Source organism: Amycolatopsis sp. lyj-108 (genome assembly GCF_046549005.1).
Classification (GTDB): domain Bacteria; phylum Actinomycetota; class Actinomycetes; order Mycobacteriales; family Pseudonocardiaceae; genus Amycolatopsis.
In genome coordinates, this window is record NZ_JAJPWQ010000022.1 from 1 (window position 1) to 17,363 (window position 17,363).

17 protein-coding genes are annotated in these 17,363 nt (G+C 69.1%); 9 read left to right on the top strand and 8 right to left on the bottom strand.

What is annotated here, in order from left to right; translation table 11 throughout:
• Positions 1–203: 203 nt before the first annotated feature.
• The 4 genes from ACLJO0_RS43520 to ACLJO0_RS43535 are packed head-to-tail and all read right to left on the bottom strand — an operon-like array spanning position 204 to position 4,262.
• Positions 204–1,523: an MFS transporter gene (locus ACLJO0_RS43520; RefSeq protein ID WP_410585751.1), complete on the bottom strand. Its 1,320-nt coding sequence runs from the start codon at positions 1,521–1,523 to the stop codon at positions 204–206.
• A gap of 5 nt (positions 1,524–1,528) precedes the next feature.
• Positions 1,529–2,677, bottom strand: a complete 1,149-nt coding sequence (dgoD, locus tag ACLJO0_RS43525) for a galactonate dehydratase (protein WP_410585752.1) — start codon at positions 2,675–2,677, stop codon at positions 1,529–1,531.
• Between the two features lie 11 nt (positions 2,678–2,688).
• Positions 2,689–3,285 carry a 2-dehydro-3-deoxy-6-phosphogalactonate aldolase gene (locus ACLJO0_RS43530; protein ID WP_410585753.1) on the bottom strand — a complete coding sequence of 199 codons (597 nt, stop codon included), beginning with the start codon at positions 3,283–3,285 and terminating at the stop codon, positions 2,689–2,691.
• Complete coding sequence (locus ACLJO0_RS43535) at positions 3,282–4,262, bottom strand: 2-dehydro-3-deoxygalactonokinase (RefSeq protein WP_410585754.1); 981 nt, start codon at positions 4,260–4,262, stop codon at positions 3,282–3,284. The genes ACLJO0_RS43530 and ACLJO0_RS43535 overlap by 4 nt, the downstream gene beginning before the upstream one ends.
• A gap of 55 nt (positions 4,263–4,317) precedes the next feature.
• Here ACLJO0_RS43535 and ACLJO0_RS43540 point away from each other — a divergent pair, with 55 nt between their 5' ends.
• Positions 4,318–5,079: an IclR family transcriptional regulator gene (locus ACLJO0_RS43540; protein WP_410585755.1), complete on the top strand. Its 762-nt coding sequence runs from the start codon at positions 4,318–4,320 to the stop codon at positions 5,077–5,079.
• 10 nt (positions 5,080–5,089) lie between these two features.
• Here ACLJO0_RS43540 and ACLJO0_RS43545 read toward each other — a convergent pair whose 3' ends face one another.
• Entirely contained in the window at positions 5,090–6,253 is a 1,164-nt protein-coding gene (locus ACLJO0_RS43545) for a TetR/AcrR family transcriptional regulator (RefSeq protein WP_410585756.1), read from the bottom strand.
• 196 nt (positions 6,254–6,449) lie between these two features.
• Between ACLJO0_RS43545 and ACLJO0_RS43550 the strand changes: the two genes are divergently transcribed.
• The 3 genes from ACLJO0_RS43550 (at position 6,450) to ACLJO0_RS43560 (ending at position 10,373) form a co-directional block, all read left to right on the top strand.
• The gene (locus ACLJO0_RS43550; protein ID WP_410585757.1) at positions 6,450–8,006 is read left to right on the top strand and encodes a long-chain-fatty-acid--CoA ligase; all 1,557 of its coding nucleotides are present in this window, start codon (positions 6,450–6,452) and stop codon (positions 8,004–8,006) included.
• A gap of 134 nt (positions 8,007–8,140) precedes the next feature.
• Positions 8,141–9,331, top strand: a complete 1,191-nt coding sequence (locus ACLJO0_RS43555) for an oxygenase MpaB family protein (protein WP_410585758.1) — start codon at positions 8,141–8,143, stop codon at positions 9,329–9,331.
• A gap of 184 nt (positions 9,332–9,515) precedes the next feature.
• On the top strand, positions 9,516–10,373 hold the full coding sequence (locus ACLJO0_RS43560; protein WP_410585759.1) for a dienelactone hydrolase family protein: 858 nt from the start codon (positions 9,516–9,518) through the stop codon (positions 10,371–10,373).
• Here ACLJO0_RS43560 and ACLJO0_RS43565 read toward each other — a convergent pair whose 3' ends face one another.
• On the bottom strand, positions 10,374–12,659 hold the full coding sequence (locus ACLJO0_RS43565) for an ATP-binding protein (protein WP_410585760.1): 2,286 nt from the start codon (positions 12,657–12,659) through the stop codon (positions 10,374–10,376). It lies immediately after the preceding gene.
• A 154-nt stretch (positions 12,660–12,813) separates the two neighbouring features.
• On the opposite strand from ACLJO0_RS43565, the gene ACLJO0_RS43570 reads away from it, so the two are divergent.
• A complete protein-coding gene (locus tag ACLJO0_RS43570; protein ID WP_410585761.1) occupies positions 12,814–13,347 on the top strand; it encodes a hypothetical protein in 534 nt (177 codons plus the stop codon).
• A gap of 4 nt (positions 13,348–13,351) precedes the next feature.
• Here ACLJO0_RS43570 and ACLJO0_RS43575 read toward each other — a convergent pair whose 3' ends face one another.
• Positions 13,352–13,822, bottom strand: coding sequence for a cupin domain-containing protein (locus tag ACLJO0_RS43575; protein WP_410585762.1), 471 nt, complete (start codon positions 13,820–13,822; stop codon positions 13,352–13,354).
• Positions 13,823–13,901: 79 nt separating this feature from the next.
• On the opposite strand from ACLJO0_RS43575, the gene ACLJO0_RS43580 reads away from it, so the two are divergent.
• Both ACLJO0_RS43580 and ACLJO0_RS43585 read left to right on the top strand, forming a co-directional pair.
• Positions 13,902–14,351: a MarR family winged helix-turn-helix transcriptional regulator gene (locus tag ACLJO0_RS43580; protein ID WP_410585763.1), complete on the top strand. Its 450-nt coding sequence runs from the start codon at positions 13,902–13,904 to the stop codon at positions 14,349–14,351.
• 83 nt (positions 14,352–14,434) lie between these two features.
• Positions 14,435–15,079 (top strand): carbonic anhydrase, encoded by a 645-nt coding sequence (locus ACLJO0_RS43585; protein WP_410585764.1) that lies wholly within the window; start codon positions 14,435–14,437, stop codon positions 15,077–15,079.
• Here the strand turns inward: ACLJO0_RS43585 and ACLJO0_RS43590 are convergent.
• A complete protein-coding gene (locus ACLJO0_RS43590; protein ID WP_410585765.1) occupies positions 15,030–15,389 on the bottom strand; it encodes a DUF6223 family protein in 360 nt (119 codons plus the stop codon). The genes ACLJO0_RS43585 and ACLJO0_RS43590 overlap by 50 nt on opposite strands.
• Positions 15,390–15,582: 193 nt before the next feature.
• Between ACLJO0_RS43590 and ACLJO0_RS43595 the strand changes: the two genes are divergently transcribed.
• Together ACLJO0_RS43595 and ACLJO0_RS43600 are read left to right on the top strand one after the other, a co-directional pair.
• Positions 15,583–16,692, top strand: coding sequence for a sensor histidine kinase (locus ACLJO0_RS43595; protein ID WP_410585766.1), 1,110 nt, complete (start codon positions 15,583–15,585; stop codon positions 16,690–16,692).
• Positions 16,689–17,345 (top strand): response regulator, encoded by a 657-nt coding sequence (locus ACLJO0_RS43600; RefSeq protein ID WP_410585767.1) that lies wholly within the window; start codon positions 16,689–16,691, stop codon positions 17,343–17,345. Before ACLJO0_RS43595 ends, ACLJO0_RS43600 begins: the two co-directional genes overlap by 4 nt.
• The last annotated feature ends 18 nt before the right edge of the window (positions 17,346–17,363 follow it).

Here is a 17,363-nt window from a genome sequence, read left to right on the forward strand (position 1 = left end):
AGAGCGACGCCAATGATCGAAGTGTCCATGATGACCATGAACTGAGCCAACGCGATGAGCCCCAACGCCCACCACCGCCGTGGGTCCGGGGATGACTCCGCCATGACAACCGTCCTTTCGCAACCTAATTACCCCTAGGGGGTATCTGACGGAGATGAACCTAGGCCGCTTCAGGACGCTGCGCAAGTACCCCCAGGGGGTACCTATGTAGTGCTGGTCACACCCCGCTCGGCGACACGTTCGACCTTGCCGACCAGGAAGACGTACGACAGGATCCCGGCGACCGTGATCACGGTCATGTAGGCGAAGCCGGGCGCGAAGCTGTCATCGATGACGATCAGGCCGATGACGATCGGGGTGGCGATCGACGACAGGTTCCCGATGAAGTTGAACATCCCACCGGTCAGCCCGAGCAGCCGTCGCGGCGCCAGCGCGGAGACGAGCGACCAGGTGATCGACGCGAGACCGTTTCCGAAGAAGGCGACCGAGAGGATCACGATGACCAGCGTGGTCGAGTCGGTGAAACCGGCCCCGACCATCACGGTGCTCAGCAGCAGCCCGGCGATGATCGGGCCTTTGCGCGCCACTCCGAGCGACGCCCCGCGCCGGACCAGGAAGTCCGACAGCACACCGGAAGCCAGCACACCGATCAGTGCCGCGATGAACGGCAACGACGCCAGGAAGCCGGACTTGATGTAGTCCATTTCCCGGTATTCGACGAGATAGGTCGGGAACCAGGTGAGGAAGAACCAGAGCGTCGAGGTCAGGCAGAACTGTCCGAAGTAGATTCCCCACAGTTTCCGGCTGCCCAGCACGGTCGCCAGATCCGCGCGCGTGATCCGCGCCCGCTCCGGCCGCTCGTTCGGCAGGTCCACCAGGCCACCGCCGGATCGGATCAGCTCCACCTCGGCCTCGTTGGCCCGCGAGTCGCGCGGCTCGCGGTACTTCGCGTACCAGAGCACCGCCCAGAGGATGCCGACCAGACCGGTGGCGATGAACACCCAGTGCCACGACAGCGCGGTCTGCAGCCAGGACAGCACCGGCGTCAGCAGGGCGAGGCCGATGAACTGACCCGAGGTGTAGAAACCGATCGCCGTGGCCCGTTCGCGTTCCGGGAACCAGACGGTCGCGATCTTGCTGTTGATCGGATAGGCGGGCGCTTCGAAGACGCCGACCATCAGCCGCAACGCGATCAGCGCCACGAACCCGCCGAACACCCCCATGAACAAGGTCGCGAGCGACCACAGGATCAGGCAGGCCGGATAGAGCAACCGCGGCGGGATCTTGTCGACCAGCCAGCCGCCGGGAAGCTGCAACGCGGCGTACGTCCAGCCGAAGGCCGACAGGAGCAGACCTTGTTCCGCTTTGGACAGCTCGAGTTCGCCGGCGATCGCGGGCATCGCGATCGACAGGTTCGAGCGGTCCAGATAGTTGATGACGACGGTGATGAACAGCATCACCGCGATGAGCACACGGTACCGGGAGGGGCGGGTGGCGAGTCCCGTGTGGACGGAGGTGGTCATCGCGCTCACCATTCCGCGAACGAGCCGTCGGCGTGCCGCCACACCGGATTCCGCCAGCGATGACCCTCGGCCGCCCGTTCGGCGACGTACTCCTCGTTGATCTCGATGCCGAGCCCCGGGCGGGCGGGGATGGCGACCTGCCCGTCGTCGTAGGCGAACACCGACGGATCCACCAGGTAGTCGAGGAGATCGTTGCTCGTGTTGTAGTGGATGCCGAGGCTCTGTTCCTGGATCGTGGCGTTGTAGCAGCCCGCGTCGATCTGCAGGCAGGCCGCCAGCGCGATCGGGCCGAGCGGGCAGTGCAGGGCCAGTCCGACGTCGTAGGCCTCGGCCATGTGCGCGATCTTGCGTGCTTCGGTGATGCCGCCGCAGTGCGACGGGTCCGGCTGGATGATGTCGACGGCACCCGAGGCCAGGACGGCCTTGAAATCCCACCTCGAGTACAGCCGTTCGCCGAGCGCGATGGGGATCGGCGAGTTGCGGAGCACGTCGGCGAAGCCGTCGACGTGCTCGGACAGCACCGGTTCCTCGACGAACATCAGCCGGTACGGCTCCAGTTCGCGCAGCAGGACCTTGGCCATCGGCTTGTGCACGCGGCCGTGGAAGTCCACCCCGATGCCGATGTTCGGGCCCACCGCCCGACGGACGGCGTCGACGTTGGCCACACAGCGATCGACCTTGTCCCAGGTGTCCAGATAGGACAGTTCCTCGGTCCCGTTCATCTTCACCGCGCTGAACCCGCGGTCCACCACCTCACGCGCGGCGCGGGCGGTCTCGGCGGGACGGTCGCCGCCGATCCACGAGTACACCTTGATCCGGTCGCGCACGCGACCGCCGAGCAGTTCGTGGACCGGCACGCCGAGCGCCTTGCCCTTGATGTCCCACAAGGCCTGGTCGATGCCGGCCAGCGCGCTCATGTGAAGACCGCCGCCGCGATAGAACCCGCCGCGATAGAGGACCGTCCACAGATCCTCGATCCGCGAGGGATCCTTGCCGATCAGGTAATCGGAAAGCTCCTCCACGGTGGCGGCCACGGAGGCGGCCCGGCCCTCCAGGACCGGTTCGCCCCAGCCGGTGACGCCCTCGTCGGTCTCGATCTTCAGGAACGACCAGCGGGGCGGCACCTGATATGTCGTCATTGACACGATCTTCATCGGTTTCTTCCTTAGTCCTGGTGCCAGATCTCGGAGAGTTCGCGAGCACGGACCGCGACCGTGTCCGCGCTGTCACCCGGGCGGTAGAGGCAGGAACCCAGCCCCGCTCCGGCCGCACCGGCGGCGGCCCATGCCGCCAGGTTCGTCGCGTCGACGCCGCCGACCGGCAGCAGTTCGACCTCGCGCGGCAGCACCGCGCGCCACGCCTTCATCCCCTCGATCCCGACCGCGTCGGCGGGGAACAGCTTGAGGTGCCGGGCGCCCGCGGCCAGCGCGGCGAACGCTTCGGTGGGCGTGGCCACGCCGGGATACGGCGTCATGCCGGCGGCCACGGCTGCGGAGATCACCGCGGGATCGCCGTTGGGCGCCACGATCATCCGCGCGCCGGCCTCCCGCGCCCGCCCGACGTCTTCGGTGGTGAGCACGGTGCCCGCGCCGATCGCGCACCGCTCCCCGAACGCGTCGGCGAGCAGGCGGACGCTCTCGAACGGATTTGGCGAATTCAGTGGCACTTCGATGGCGGGGAAGCCCGCGTCGACGAGCGCCCTGCCGACGCCGATCACCTCGGCAGGGGTCACTCCGCGCAGGATCGCGATCAAACCGGTCACGGCTTCACTGTCCTTTCGAGACGGTCTTCGAGCAGTCCGGCGGACGTCGCGATCCGCCACAGCCCCCTGGCGGTGACCTCCTCGGACAGCACGGTCGCCTCCACTCCCCTTTCGGCGAGTGCGGCGGCGTAGCGACGGCAGAGTTCGCTCGCTCCGCACAGCACCACGCGGGTATCCGAGTCACGCAGCAGATGGGAAACCTCGTCGGCGATCAGCACGCCCGAGAGGTAGTCCGGCAGCGACGCCGGTCCGAGTACGCCGTCGAGCACGAGCGGCCGCGCGCCGAACGCCTCGGTGGCGAGCCCCCGCGAACGCCGTCCTGCGGCCAAACCCCGCGAGAACGCCTCGTCGTCGGGAACCGGACCGGCGGCCGTGCGGGCCAGGATGCCGTGCGTGGTCAGCAATCCGTACAGTTCGCCGGTCATCGCGGTGGCGAAGTCCGTCACGAGCCCGTTCTCGACACGGACCCATTTGCTGTGCGTACCGGGCAGCACCACCGTGAGCGGCCCGGCGGGTTCGCCGAGCGCCTCCAGCACGCCGACCAGTTGCGTTTCCTCACCGCGGATCACGTCGCCGGGGCGCTCACCGGACGGGATCCGCAGTCCCGGCACGAGGTGGAGCACGCCGTCGCGATGGGGCACCGGGACGAGCGAGGGGGAGTCCGGTTTCGCCGGGACGGTGCGATAGCCGGAGTCGGCCCAGCCCTGCGCGCTGCCCACCATGCCGGCGGCGATGGACGGCAGCCCGGGGAACGCCGTGAGCCAGTCGCCGCAGGTCTCCAGGAAGGCCGACTCGTAGGCGGCGGCCCTGGCTCGCGGGTCCCGCGAATCCACGTCCTCGGTCGTGGTGAGCAGTCCGCGCCCGGTGTCGCGGGCGGCCAGGATCTCGCCGGTCCTGCCGAGCAGCCAGGCACGCTGACCGGAGGTTCCCCAGTCGAGCGCGATCAAGGCGGGTCCGATGTCCGTCACGAGCGACATCGTGCGGCGGCGTTCCCGATAATGCGATCGCCGTCCCTATATGTAGGATTCTGGCATGTCCGAACCAGCGCCGCCCGGCACCCAGACCCTCGCCCGCGGTCTCGCGGTGATCCGCGCCGTCGCGGGCGGCGCGACCGATCTCCGCACCCTGGTCGAGCGCACCGGGCTGGGCCGCAGCACGACGCACCGGCTCGTCCAGCTGCTGGTGAGCGAGGGATACCTGCGCAGCGGACGAGACGGGTACACCCTCGGCCCCACCCTGATCGAACTGGGTTTCCAGGCCCTGCACGGAAGTCCGCTGCCGGTGGTCGCCCGGCCGGTACTGGAGGAGCTGGCCGCCCAGTTGCGCGACGCGGTGCACCTCGCGGTCCGAGACGGGGATTCGGTGCTGTACCTGGACAAGCTGCCAGGTTCACGGGGCGCGGAGATGCGCTCCCGGATCGGGCACCGGATGCCCTTGACCCGCACGGGTGTCGGCATGGCGCTCCTGCTGGACTCCTCGCCGGAATGGCGGGAGCTGTACCTCGCCGAGACCCCGGCGGAACCGGGCCGGGTACACCCCGAGGACCTCGACGCGTTCCTGGCGCGGATGCGCGAGTACGCGGAGGCCGGGGTGGCGATGGACCTCGAAGACAACGAGCCGGGGATCCGCTGCGTCGCGGCGCCGATCCGGGACGCCACCGGCGCGATCGCCGGAGCCATCAGCGTTTCGGCGACCAGGCCGTACATGCCCGCTGCCCGGATGCGCGGCCTGAACCGCGTCGTCGGCCATGCGGCACAACAGGTTTCCGCCGGCCTCGGTCACCGCGAACACTGACGGCCCGGCGTCAGACCCCCAACGCGCCCACGAGCAGCGCGCTGACGCCATCACGGTTGGCGGGGACGTCCTCCCACCGCACCCTCCGGCCTGCTTCGACCACCACGCCGAAACCGGCGTGCACGAGCACCCTCGCCTGCCGCTGATCGAGTTCCGGCCGCGCCGACCGCAGTTGCTGTTCCCAGACGGCGATGTGCTCGCGCTGCGCGCTGACCAACGGCCGCTGCAGAGCCGCGGGCAGACCCGCCAGTTCGGCGTTGGCGACGCTGGTGAGCGCGGTGTGTTCGAAGCTGTAGGCCACATAGGTCCGCGCCAGCGCGAGCAGGGCGTCGTGCGGACCGTCGACCCCGTGAAGGTTCTGTTCCACCGCTTGGGCCAATATCCCCGCGGCCTGGAGACAGGCAGCGGCGAGAATGTCGGCCTTGCCGGGGAAATACCGGTAGAGCGCGGACGGGACCAGCCCCACGGCTTCGGCGATCCGTCCGTTCGTGACGTTGACGAAGCCGTCCCGCTCGAACAGCGGGATGGCGGCCGCGAGAATCTCCGAACGCCGCGTACGTGGCACGGGCCGGGACGGCAGCTCGACGGCGCCCGCGTCCGCGACGCTCGTCGTCGGATCGGTCGCGGCCACCCGGAGGGCGGACTCCACCAGCACCTCTTCGACGCGGCGCTGGGCGATCGAGGTCCGGTGCATCGTGATGGACCCGATCACCCCGAGCGCGGCCACCGCCCGCAGTCCCGGGTCGGGGAGCGGGTACTCCCGCCGCACCGCCTCGGTCACCCGGTCGACGACTCTCGCGAACTTCTCCCCCAGCGCGTGCCTGTCGTCGCTGTCGAGATACCGGGACTCCCAGCGGTACAGGCCACTCGACGCGCGGTGGGTCACCGTGCCCTGGGTGACGGCGGCGAGCACGTCCGCCAGCGGCGCGCCGGGCGGCACCTCGTCGAGGGTGGCGGCGAGCCGGTCCGCCATCACGTTCGCGCAAGCGGCGAACAGCGCGTACTTGTTCGGGAAGTGCCGGTACAGGGCCGCCGCGGTGATGCCAACGTCGGCGGCGATCTCCTCCATCGAAGCCGCGTGATACCCGTGTTCGCTGAAGATCCGCCCGGCCGCGTCGACGATCAGTTGCTTGCGATTGCGGGGCCGGACGGCCGCCGTCGAGTCGGCGCTCATCGCCGGATCCGGACGGCTGCGGGCGGGAACAGGGCCATGCGGGGAAGTCAACCACGAACCGGATCACCACCGCCCGAACCGTCCGGCGCAGACCGGCCAACGATGTGATTCCCGATTAACTTATCGCTTCTCAACCGGCGGCTTGGCATGCATACTGGCCTCGCGACCAGTACCGTTCCGACACCTGAGGATGGCCATGTCGACCGCTTCGGCTCCCGCCTCGTCCTTCCGGCACCACTGGATGGCGCACGCGGCCACGCACGCGATGACCCGACCGGACAAGCCCGCCCTGCGCTACCTCGGCGAGACGACCACCTGGGCACAGCTGTCGCAGCGGTCGTTGCGCTTGGCGGCCGCCCTCGCCGGACAAGGTGTCGCCGAAGGCCACCGCGTGGCCACGCTGACCCTGAACCACCCGTGGTTCGTGGAAACCGTGTTCGCGGCGAACAGCCTGGGCGCCATGGCCGTCCCGCTCAGTTTCCGGCTCGCGCCCGCGGAACTCGACTACATCCTCGCCGACTGCACGCCGTCCGCCATCGTCGTCGACGCGCGGCTGCTCCCCCTGCTCGAGGCCGCACCGAGCGCCGCGGCGATCGGGACGGTGCTCGTCGTCGGCGAGCCGGACGAGGGCCGCACTGCGTACGAGGAATTCCTGAACGCGCGGGAGCCGATGGAACCGCCCGACGTCAGCGAGGAGTCGACGGCGCTGATCATGTACACCTCGGGCACCACCGGCAGGCCGAAAGGCGTACTGCTCTCCCATCGGAACATGCAGTTGCAGGCGCTCACCTGCATCCGGGCGATGAAGATCTTCGACGATTCCGACGTCGGTTTCCTGACCGCGCCCTTCTTCCACATCGCGGGCCTCGGTTCGATCGTGGCGAACTTCCTGGTCGGCAGCGTGGTCGTGATCCACCCGCTGGGCGCCTTCGACCCTCGCGCGGTGCTCGACGCCTACGAACGCGAGGGCGCCACCGTCGTGTTCAACGTTCCCCAGCAGTGGGACCAGATCTGCGCCGAGCCGGATATCGCCGCGCGGGACCTGAAGCTGCGGATCATCAGCTGGGGCGCCGCGCCCGCGAGCCGGGCGACCCTGCTGGCCATGGCCGAGAAGTTCCCCGGCGCGCTCAACGTCGCCGTGTTCGGCCAGACCGAAACCTCCCCGATCACCTGCGTGCTCAGCGGCGAGGATTCGGTGCGCAAGCTCGGTTCCGTCGGCAAGCCGATCCCGACCCTCCAATACCGCGTCGTGGACGACGACATGAACGACGTCGCACCGGGAGAAGTGGGCGAGATCGTTTACCGCGGCCCCACGGTGACCAAGGGCTACTGGAACAAACCGCAGGAGACCGCGGAAGCGTTCGCGGGCGGCTGGTTCCACTCCGGCGACCTGGTGACGCAGGACGGCGACGGCTTCGTCTGGGTGGTCGACCGCAAGAAGGACATGATCATCAGCGGTGGCGAGAACATCTACTGCGCCGAACTGGAGAACGCGATCTCCGCGCATCCGTCGGTACTCGAGGTCGCCGTGATCGGCAGGGCCGACGAACGCTGGGGCCAGGTGCCGGTCGCGTTCGTCACCACCCCGCCGGAGGCCGAACTGTCACTGGGGGAACTGACCGCGTTCCTCGACGGCAGGCTCGCGTCGTTCAAGCTGCCCAAGGATCTCGTGCTGGTCCCCGAACTTCCCCGCAACGCGGGCGGGAAAGTGCCCAAGGGCGCGCTCCGCGACCTGGACGAGAAACGAGTCTGACCTCGGCCGAAGGGGACCGATTCAGGTCTGGGCTTCCCTTGCCGACCACCCGACCGCTTCGTTATGTTAATCAGGAATCACTCATCGGACGCACCGGACGCGTCCCGAACCTACCAAGGAAGTTAGGTAAGTAAATGAGCGATCTCAGCAGGAGGAATGTTCTGTCCCTCGGCGTCGCGTTGGGCCTTGTCGGCGCGGCGAGCGTCGCGCCCGCCTGGGGCGAGACCCGGACCGGGACGGCCGCCGATCCTTGGTGGGTCTGGGACGACGAAATCGACCGCATCATGGCGGCGGTCCTCGAAGCCGGCCAGGTTCCGGCGGTCAACACCGCGATCGGCCCGTGGGTGGACAACAACGATCCGCTGCCCGGCGGCCTTCCCGCCGATCTGGCGGGTTACCTCCAGCGCGTCAACAAGCTGCCGTCCTGGGCCGATCCCGCGAAGCTGCGCCGCGCGGCCGATTTCAACCGGCGCAAGGACACCTATCTGTTCATGCTGTACGGGCTCGGCAGCGGCATCATGAGCACGGTCATCCCGCGCGAGGCCAAATCCGTCTACTGGTCCGCGGGCGGGGCCGACATGCAGGACCGCGCCGCCAAGACCTTCACTTTCGGCTACGACCTGAGCGACCTCAACGCTTTCGAGCCCGGCGGCCAGTTCGTGGTCACCGCCAACAAGACGCGGCTGGTGCACGCCGCGGTACGTCACCTGCTGCCGCAGTCGGCGCACTGGAAGGCCGTCGCGGACGAACGGATCCCGATCAGCAACGGTGACATCCTGGTCACCTTCCACAGTCTCGGCACCTTCGTGCACCGGAAGCTGCGCGAATGGAAGGTCCCGATGTCGGCCGCGGACGAGGCCGCCTTCCTCCACATGTGGCAGGTCGCGATCCATCTGCTCGGCGTGCGGGAGGAGTTCATCCCCCAGACGTGGGCCGCCGCGCACGCGCAGTCGGCGCAGGTGCTCACCCCGATCCTTTCCCCGTCGCACGAAGGCAAGGAACTCGCCGAAGACCTGCTCGGCTTGACCGCACAGGTCGATTTGGGTGTCACGCGCGGATTCCTCAACGAGTTCGTGCGGTACGTGCTGAGCGACGCGATCGGCGACTGGCTCGGACTGCGCCGCGACTACGCTTCCGCCGCCCTCATCCGCACCGCGTGGCCCGCCTACATCGCGTTCCGGGAAGGGCTGATCCCCGTCATCCCCGCGGGCTTCTACATGCTCGACCAAATGGTGCGCGCGCTGGCGATGTTGTTCCTCAACAAGGGGACCTCACCGACGACGACCCGCATCACGATCCCCAGCGGGAACCGGCCCGGAGCCTGAACCCGATCTCACCGGCATGACACTCGCACGTCGCGGAATTCCCCTTCGCGTGACAATTTCGAAAAAGCGACCCTAGGAGGCCGTCACCTCTCAGTAGTTTCCACGACGCGCGCCCGGCCGCGGTCCCGCTATACCTGGGAAACCGTTCCATCCCCGGAACGGTTCTCCCGAGAGGACAAACGCGATGAAGCGTGGACCACAGTGGACCGCCGCGGTCGTCGGCGCGGTGACCGCACTCCTGGTGGCGGTACCGGCCGCCGCCGAGGAAAGTCCTTACGCCCGCGGCCCTGAGCCGACCACGGCCACGATCGAAGCGGACCGCGGATCGTTCGAGATCGCCACCGAGAAGGTCCCGGCCGGACAGGGTTTCGGCGCCGGGACGATCCACTATCCGACCGACACCGGCCAGGGCACGTTCGGCGCGATCGCGATCGCCCCCGGCTTCCTGGAATCCGAGGCGGCGATCGCGTGGTACGGCCCGCGCCTGGCCTCCCAGGGTTTCGTCGTCATCACGTTCTCGACGAAGAGCACCTGGGACACTCCGGACAACCGGTCCGAGCAACTGCTCGCGGCACTGCGCTACGTCACCGAAACGAGTCAGGCCAAAAGTCGCGTCGACCGGGACAGGCTCGCCGTCATGGGACACTCGATGGGCGGCGGCGGTGCCTTGATCGCGTCGCAGAAGGCACCGGCGTTGAAGGCGGCGATCCCGTTGACGGGCTGGAATCCGAACACGACGTTCTCCGATCTGAAGGTCCCCACCTTCGTCGTCAGTGCGCAGAACGACTTCATCGCGCCGGACGGCACCTATTCCCGCCCCTTCTACCAAAGCCTTCCCGACTCGTTGGACAAGGCGTACGTGCTTTTGGCCGGGGCAGGCCATATGGTGCCGACGAAACCGAACGTGACCATCGCGAAGTACAGCATCTCCTGGATGAAACGCTTCGTGGACGACGACACCAGGTACGACCGGTTCCTGTGCCCCCTTCCGGCGAACGATCCGAAGATCGCCGTGTACCGGGGAACTTGCCCGATCGGCTGATCACCGCGTCCTACGGGCGGCGTCTCGCTGCTCGACCCAGACGGCCAGCTGCGTCCGGTTGGCGAAGTCGAGCTTGTGCGCGATGTGCTGCAGATGTGTCTCCACCGTGCGCCGCGCGATGACCAGTCGCGCGGCGATCTCCCGGTTGCTCAGCCCCGCCGCGACCAGCCGCGCGATCTCCGACTCGCGCGGCGTCAGCGGCGGGAGACCGGCGGACGGGACTTCCGGGCGTGCCCGCGGGCCTGCCAGGGCATCGTGCGGATTCCGCCGGCGTCCTTCGGCGAACGCGGCGTCGAACTTCTCGGCTCCCAAGGCTTTCCGGGTGGCCTCGGAGAACGCCGTGTGGGTCGCGGTGACGGCCACATCGGGTACGGCGTTGCAGCGGTCCCAGAGCGTGGCGGCGGTGCCGAACAGCTCCGCCGCCCGGACCCATTCCCCGCGCCGCGCGGAAACCCAGGCCAGACCGTCCACCCGGTACGCCGCGGACAGCACGTCGGACGTACGGAGGTCGATCTCCAGCGCGGAACGGATGAAGCGTTCGCCGTCGTCGAGGTCGCCGCCGAAGCAGACCTCGGCGACCCCCAGCCCGAACAGGGCCATGGAGCGATACCGGAATTCCCCCGCTTCCTCGCACAGCTGGCGCATCGAGCCCAGCAGCGCCCGCGCTCCCGGAAGGTCGCCCAGGTAAGCCAGTGCGACCCCTTGAAGGAACATCGGGTGCATCTGGCGCCGTACATCGCCTCGCTCACCGAAGATCCGCACGGCCTCCGCCGCTTCGGTCATCGAGTTCGGCTCGATGGACAGCATCCGCACGAAGGCACGCGCGTGGGCGATGTACGGCACGGCTTCGTCGTTCTCGATCGCCTCGGCGGCGGTCAGCCGCTGCCGGGCACGCGGCAGATCCGCGTGCAGCGCGGCGCAAAGGGCCGCGATCGCCAGGCCCCGGGCCCGGCCCGGGGTATCCGGTGAGACCACGTCGAGGGCCCGATCGATCCAGTCACGCAGTTCCCAGGCCGCGCCACGGGCCACCCAGTACTCGATCACGCCGGTGGCCATCTCCAACGCCACCGGACCTTCCCCAGGGGTGCGGAGCGACCACGACAGCGCCTCGCGGAGGTCGGCGTGCGCCGCGATCAGGCACTCGTACGCCTCGTCCTGCCCCGGCCCGAACCAGGTGCCGGCGGCGTGTTCGATCAGCCGGGCGTAGTGATCACGATGCTTCCTCGCGACGGCGAGCTCGTCACCGGAATCGGCGAGCCGCCCGCCGCCGTATTCGCGGATGAGCCGGAGCATCCGGTAGTGCACCCTGTCCGTGCCGTCGACGCGGGCCAGCACCGATTTGTCGACCAGGCCGTCCACCGCGTCCAGCACGGCCATGGCGTCCAGCCCGCAGTCCCCGGTACAGACGTCCTCGGCCGCGGACAGGTCGAACTGCCCGGCGAACACCGAACAGCGCGCCCAGACGATCCGCTCGGTCGCGGTACACAGGGAGTGGCTCCAGTCGAGGGTGGCGCGCAGCGTCCGATGCCGCTCGACGGGCGCCCGGAGACCGGTGGCCAGTAGACCCGGGTCGTTCTCGACCCGGTCCGCGAGCTGCGACGGCGACAGGACGCGGATCCGGGCGGCCGCGAGCTCGATCGCCAGCGGCAGGCCGTCGAGCCGCCGGCACAGGCGGACGACGTCCGCGACGTTGCTTTCGGTGACCTCGAACGAGGGCACGACGACGGCGGCGCGCTCCGCGAACAGCCGCACCGCGCCGAACGTGAGCGCCTCTTGGGATGTCGTGTTCTCTTCGTGGGGTACGGCCATGGGCGGGATCGGCAGGACGTGCTCGCCGGGGACCCCCAGCGAGCAACGGCTGGTCGCCAAGACCACGAGATCCGGGCAGTCACGCAGTAACGCCGTCACCAGGTCCGCGCTTCCGGCGAGGAGATGTTCGCAGTTGTCCAGCACCAGCAACGACCGCCGGGGACGCAGGTACGACACCACCGCCTCCAGGTCGGTCCGCCCCGCCGTGTCGTGCAGACCGAGGCCGTCGGCGACCGTGCGCGCGACGAGACGTTCGTCCCGCAGCTCCCCCAATCCGGCCACCGCCACGCCACCGGCGAAGGCCCGGGTGAGCGAACTGGCCACCTGAGCGGCCAACCGTGTCTTGCCAACGCCGCCCGCCCCGGTCAAGGTGACCAAGCGTCCCGCGCCGAGCAGCCGTCGTACCTCGTTCTCGTCGTCCGCGCGACCGACATAACTCGTCAGCGGCCGCCGGTGGACGTCACTCTCGCTCGCCATGGACCTCCTCACCCGTGGTCTCATATCGAAGCACGTCCGCCGCACGGGCGAACCCCGGAACGAGCGGTCACTGTGGGCTGTTCACACCACAGCCCGGGTTCTCCCGCATAGTGTCCGCGCACGCGGCGACGACATGAGACAGGTGGGGCACGCCATGACCGGACGGCTGGACGTCGCCAAGGAGCAGGTCGAAGGCGTACTCGGCCCGAAGGCCGCGAAACGACTCGGCGCGTTCGACGACGGGACCCTCTATGTCTCGGCGAGCGAGTGGGCGGAACTGGCGGCCTGGTTCGTGGACTTCGCCGTCTATCTGCTGGGCGCGGCGATCGGTTTCGTCGTGTTCGCGGTTGTCACCCGCGACAGCGCGTTGCCCGACGAGGCGGCACTCCTGACACTGCTCGGTCTGCTGATCGCCGTTCCGGTGCTCTATGGCCTGTTCTTCGGCGGTGGCCGCCTTCTCGGCGCCGTCCTCACCGGGACCCGGCTCGTCCGGATCAAGGACGGCGGCCGGATCGGCGCGGCGGCCTGCTGGGCCATGCTCGTGCGCACGGTGCTGGCTCCCCTCATGCTCGTCGCGATGGTGATGACCGGATTGGGCGCTGGCTCGGTCAGGAGGATCAGCATCGACGACGAAGCCACCCGGCGGCTCCACGCGGCCGGGTTCCCGCGCCTGGTCCGGCCGAACTGACCGGCTAACGGCCGCGCTCGTCCCATTCCGGCACGTCGACGAAGTGGACGTCATACCGTTCGTGAATGCGCTCGACCTCCTCCGGAGCGACGTTCCCGCGCAGGATCTCGGGCAGCACACGGAAATAGCCGAACCGTTCGACGCCGGGCGCCAGCGTGATGAGGACGTCCGCGGCGACGTCCGGCGGCGCGGCGAACGCGTGCCGGACACCCGGCGGGACCACCACGTAGCCACCCCGCTCGACCGTGAGCGTCTCGGCGCCCACCAGCATCCGCAACGCTCCCTCCAGCACGTAGAAGGCTTCGGCGGATTTCTGGTGATAGTGCGGTTTCGTGCCGGGTTCGCCGGCGCGCAGGGACAAGCGGTTCGCGCTGAGGAACCCGCCCGTGTGCTCGCCGTCGGCCAGTAACCACAACGCGGGCTTCTCGATGACCTCCGCGTCCTTCTCCTGCATCACCCAGGCTTCGTTCGCCATCGCGCTCTCCCATCTAGTTGAAGTCTTCAACCAAAGCTAGACCGAAGTGGTTGAAAGCGTCAACTGTTACGGTGTGGCCGTGACCAACTGGCTCGACACGGAACAGCAGCGTGACTGGCGGGCGTTCATCGAAGGATCGGTGCGCTTCATCGACCTGCTCGACCGGCGGCTGCGCGAGGAACATGGGCTTTCCCTGGCGGAGTTCGAACTCCTGGTGCGACTGTCCGAAGCCACCGGCAGGTCGATGCGCATGGCGGACCTCGCGAAATCGGCGTACTACTCCCGCAGCCGGCTCTCGCATCGTGTCAGCGGGCTGGAGACCCGTGGTCTCGTCCAGCGGGAATCGACCGCCGACGACGGCCGCGGCGTACGCGCCCGGCTCACCGACGAAGGGCACGAGACCTTGCGCCGCGCGGCACCGGACAACCTCCGCACCGTCCGCGAACACTTCGTGGACGTGATCGCGCCGGAAGACCTCCAGGCCGTGGGCCGCGCCATGCGCGCCGTCGCCGCACGACTCGATCAGTGACGCGAGGCGGCGGTGGCCGCGGACCGCTATGAGCCGGGCCACACGCTCTGCCACCCGTGGCGACAGCCGGTAATCTCCGTTTCATGAGCGACGCGCCGCCGAGCCCTTCCGAGGCCTTCGACCTTCTGCTCGCCGGTAACCGGCGTTTCATCGCCGGCACCCCGGAGCACCCGAACCAGGACGCCACCCGCCGCGCCGAAACAGCCCCGGGACAGCGTCCGTTCGCTGTCCTCTTCGGCTGTTCCGACTCGCGGCTCGCCGCCGAGATCATCTTCGACCGGGGGCTCGGCGATCTGTTCGTCGTCCGCACCGCCGGTCACGTCGCCGGTTCGGAGGTGCTGGGCAGCATCGAATACGCCGTCAGCATCCTCGGCTGTCCCCTGGTCGTCGTGCTCGGCCATGACTCCTGTGGCGCCGTCGCCGCGACTCGCGCGGCGCTGACCGAAGGACTCGGCACCAACAGCTTCGTCCGCGACGTCATCGAACGGGTCACACCTAGCGTCCTCGCCGCCCGCGCCGCCGGGCTCACCGGCGACGACGAGATCATCGACGAGCACATCCGGCACACCGTCGACCTCTTGGCCGACCGTTCGCGGCTGCTCGCCGACAAGATCGAAGCCGGGGAAACCGCTCTCGTCGGACTGTCCTACCACCTGGCCGACGGCAGCGCGCGCGTCGTCACCACCCGTGGTTTGAGCGAGCGACCGGCGGACGCCCAGCCTGCTTGAGGGCGAGGACGCCGAGGGCCACGGCGAGCAGTCCGATCGCCAGGGCGATGAAGCCGCCGACGATTCCGTAGCCGGTGCCGGGACCACCCTTGGCGGCGACCACCACGAAACCGCCGCCTGCCATGCCGAGCAGGCCCGCCGTCAGGGCCACGACGGCTCCGCGCCGGGTGCCGCCGGAACGGAAACGAGTGAGGCCGCCGGCGATCACCCCGATCAGGCCGGCGAGCACGGCCACCAGCGACCAGAGACGGCCGGCGGTCAGGTAAGCGCCGGTGGCTTCGTTCGCGGCCAGTAGTTGGTGGACCGACATGGGGCACTCCTTCGCTCGATGACTGGATGCCCCTTGATGGTGTCCGTCTGCCCGCCTCCGGTCGTCCCGTGGACGCAGACAATCCGGACTGCCGCCGACGCCGTAGAAGCTCCGGAACTACTGCGTGCGCGGTAGCCGGCGGATCGTCCCCGCGGAGGAGTCGCGCGGCCGGACGGCTGGCTAGTGTGCACGCATGAGCAGGGGCCGGATCGGGATCTGGGACTGGGCGATCGCCGCCGGGGTGACGGCGGTTCTCCTGGTCACGGAACTTTCCGGCTCCTCCTCGAGTTTCGACCCGCTGGGCTACGTGCTGCTGGCAGCCGGTGGCCTGGCGCTCGCCGCGCACCGCCGGGCTCCGCTCACGGTGCTGGCCGTGACCGGCGTGTGCGCGCTGGGATACCAGGCCGTCGGTTTCACCGTGCCCGTCGTCGCCTATCTGGTCGCCGTCCACGCCGCCGTCCGGGCCGGTCACTGGATCGTCGCCGTGGCCGGATCGCTGCTCATGGTCGGCGCGCTGCCGCTGGCGATCCTGGCGTCCGGCAACGCCACCGCCGTGAGTGACGCACTCACCCAAAGCCGGGACGCTCTCCAGCTGGCTTGGCTGATCGCTGCCGGCGCGGCGGGCGAAGCGTTGCGACAGGCCGAACGCCGGGCCGACGAAGCCGAGCGCACCCGCGAGGAGGCCGCGCGGCGCCGGGCCGACGAGGAGCGGCTGCACATCGCGCGGGAACTGCACGATTCCCTCACCCACCAGATCTCCGTCATCAAGGTGCAGGCCGAAGTCGCCGTCCACCTGGCGACCAAACGGGGCGAGCCGGTGCCGGAATCGTTGCTGGCGATCCGGGAGGCGGGCCGGGAAGCGACCCGGGAACTGCGGGCGACCCTGGAAGCCCTGCGTGACGATGAGACGAATCCGCCGCACGGGCTCGACCGGATCGCCGACCTGGTGGAACGGGCACAGGCGACCGGTCTGGACGCGACGTTCATCGTCGAGGGGCAACGGCACGACCTGCCCGCGGCGGTGGACCGCACCGCGTACCGGATCGTCCAGGAGTCCTTGACGAACATCGCCCGGCACGCCGGGGCCACGACCGCGTCGATCCGGATCGATCACCTTCCGGGCGTCGTCGCCATCCAGGTCGACGACGACGGCAAGGCCACCCCGGACACCGAGCCGATCCCCGGTGTCGGGCTGCTGGGGATGCGTGAACGGGTCACCGCTCTCGGCGGCAGGCTCCACGCCGGACCGCGAACCGCGGGCGGCTTCTCCGTCCAGGCCGAACTTCCCGTGGAGCGAAAGTGATCCGTGTCCTGTTGGTCGACGACCAGCCGCTCCTGCGCAGCGGGTTCCGCGCGCTGCTCGACGTCGAGGACGACATCGAGGTCGTGGCCGAAGCCGCCGACGGCCGCGAAGGCGTGGCACTCGCCAAGGAGCACCTGCCCGACATCGCGCTCATCGACATCCAGATGCCCGTCGTCGACGGCATCGAAGCGACCCGGCGCATCGCCGCCGACCCGGCCCTGTCCGGCGTGCACGTCGTCATCCTGACCAACTACGGCCTGGACGAGTACGTCTTCAACGCCCTTCGCGCGGGCGCGGCGGGGTTCCTCGTCAAGGACATCGAGCCCGAGGACTTCCTTCACGCCGTACGCGTCGCCGCGCGCGGTGACGCCCTGCTCGCTCCGTCGATCACCCGCAAGCTGATCGACCGGTACGTCACCCAGCCGCCCCGCACCGGCACCGGAAACGGGTTGAAGGAACTGACGAACCGGGAACGCGAAGCCGTCGCCCTGGTCGCACAAGGCCTGTCCAACGACGAGATCGCCGACCGGATGGTGATCAGCCCGTTGACCGCGAAAACCCACGTCAACCGCGCCATGACCAAACTCCACGCCCGCGACCGCGCGCAACTCGTGGTACTCGCCTACGAATCCGGCCTGGTCGTACCGGGTTAGCCGTCCCGCACCGAGGGA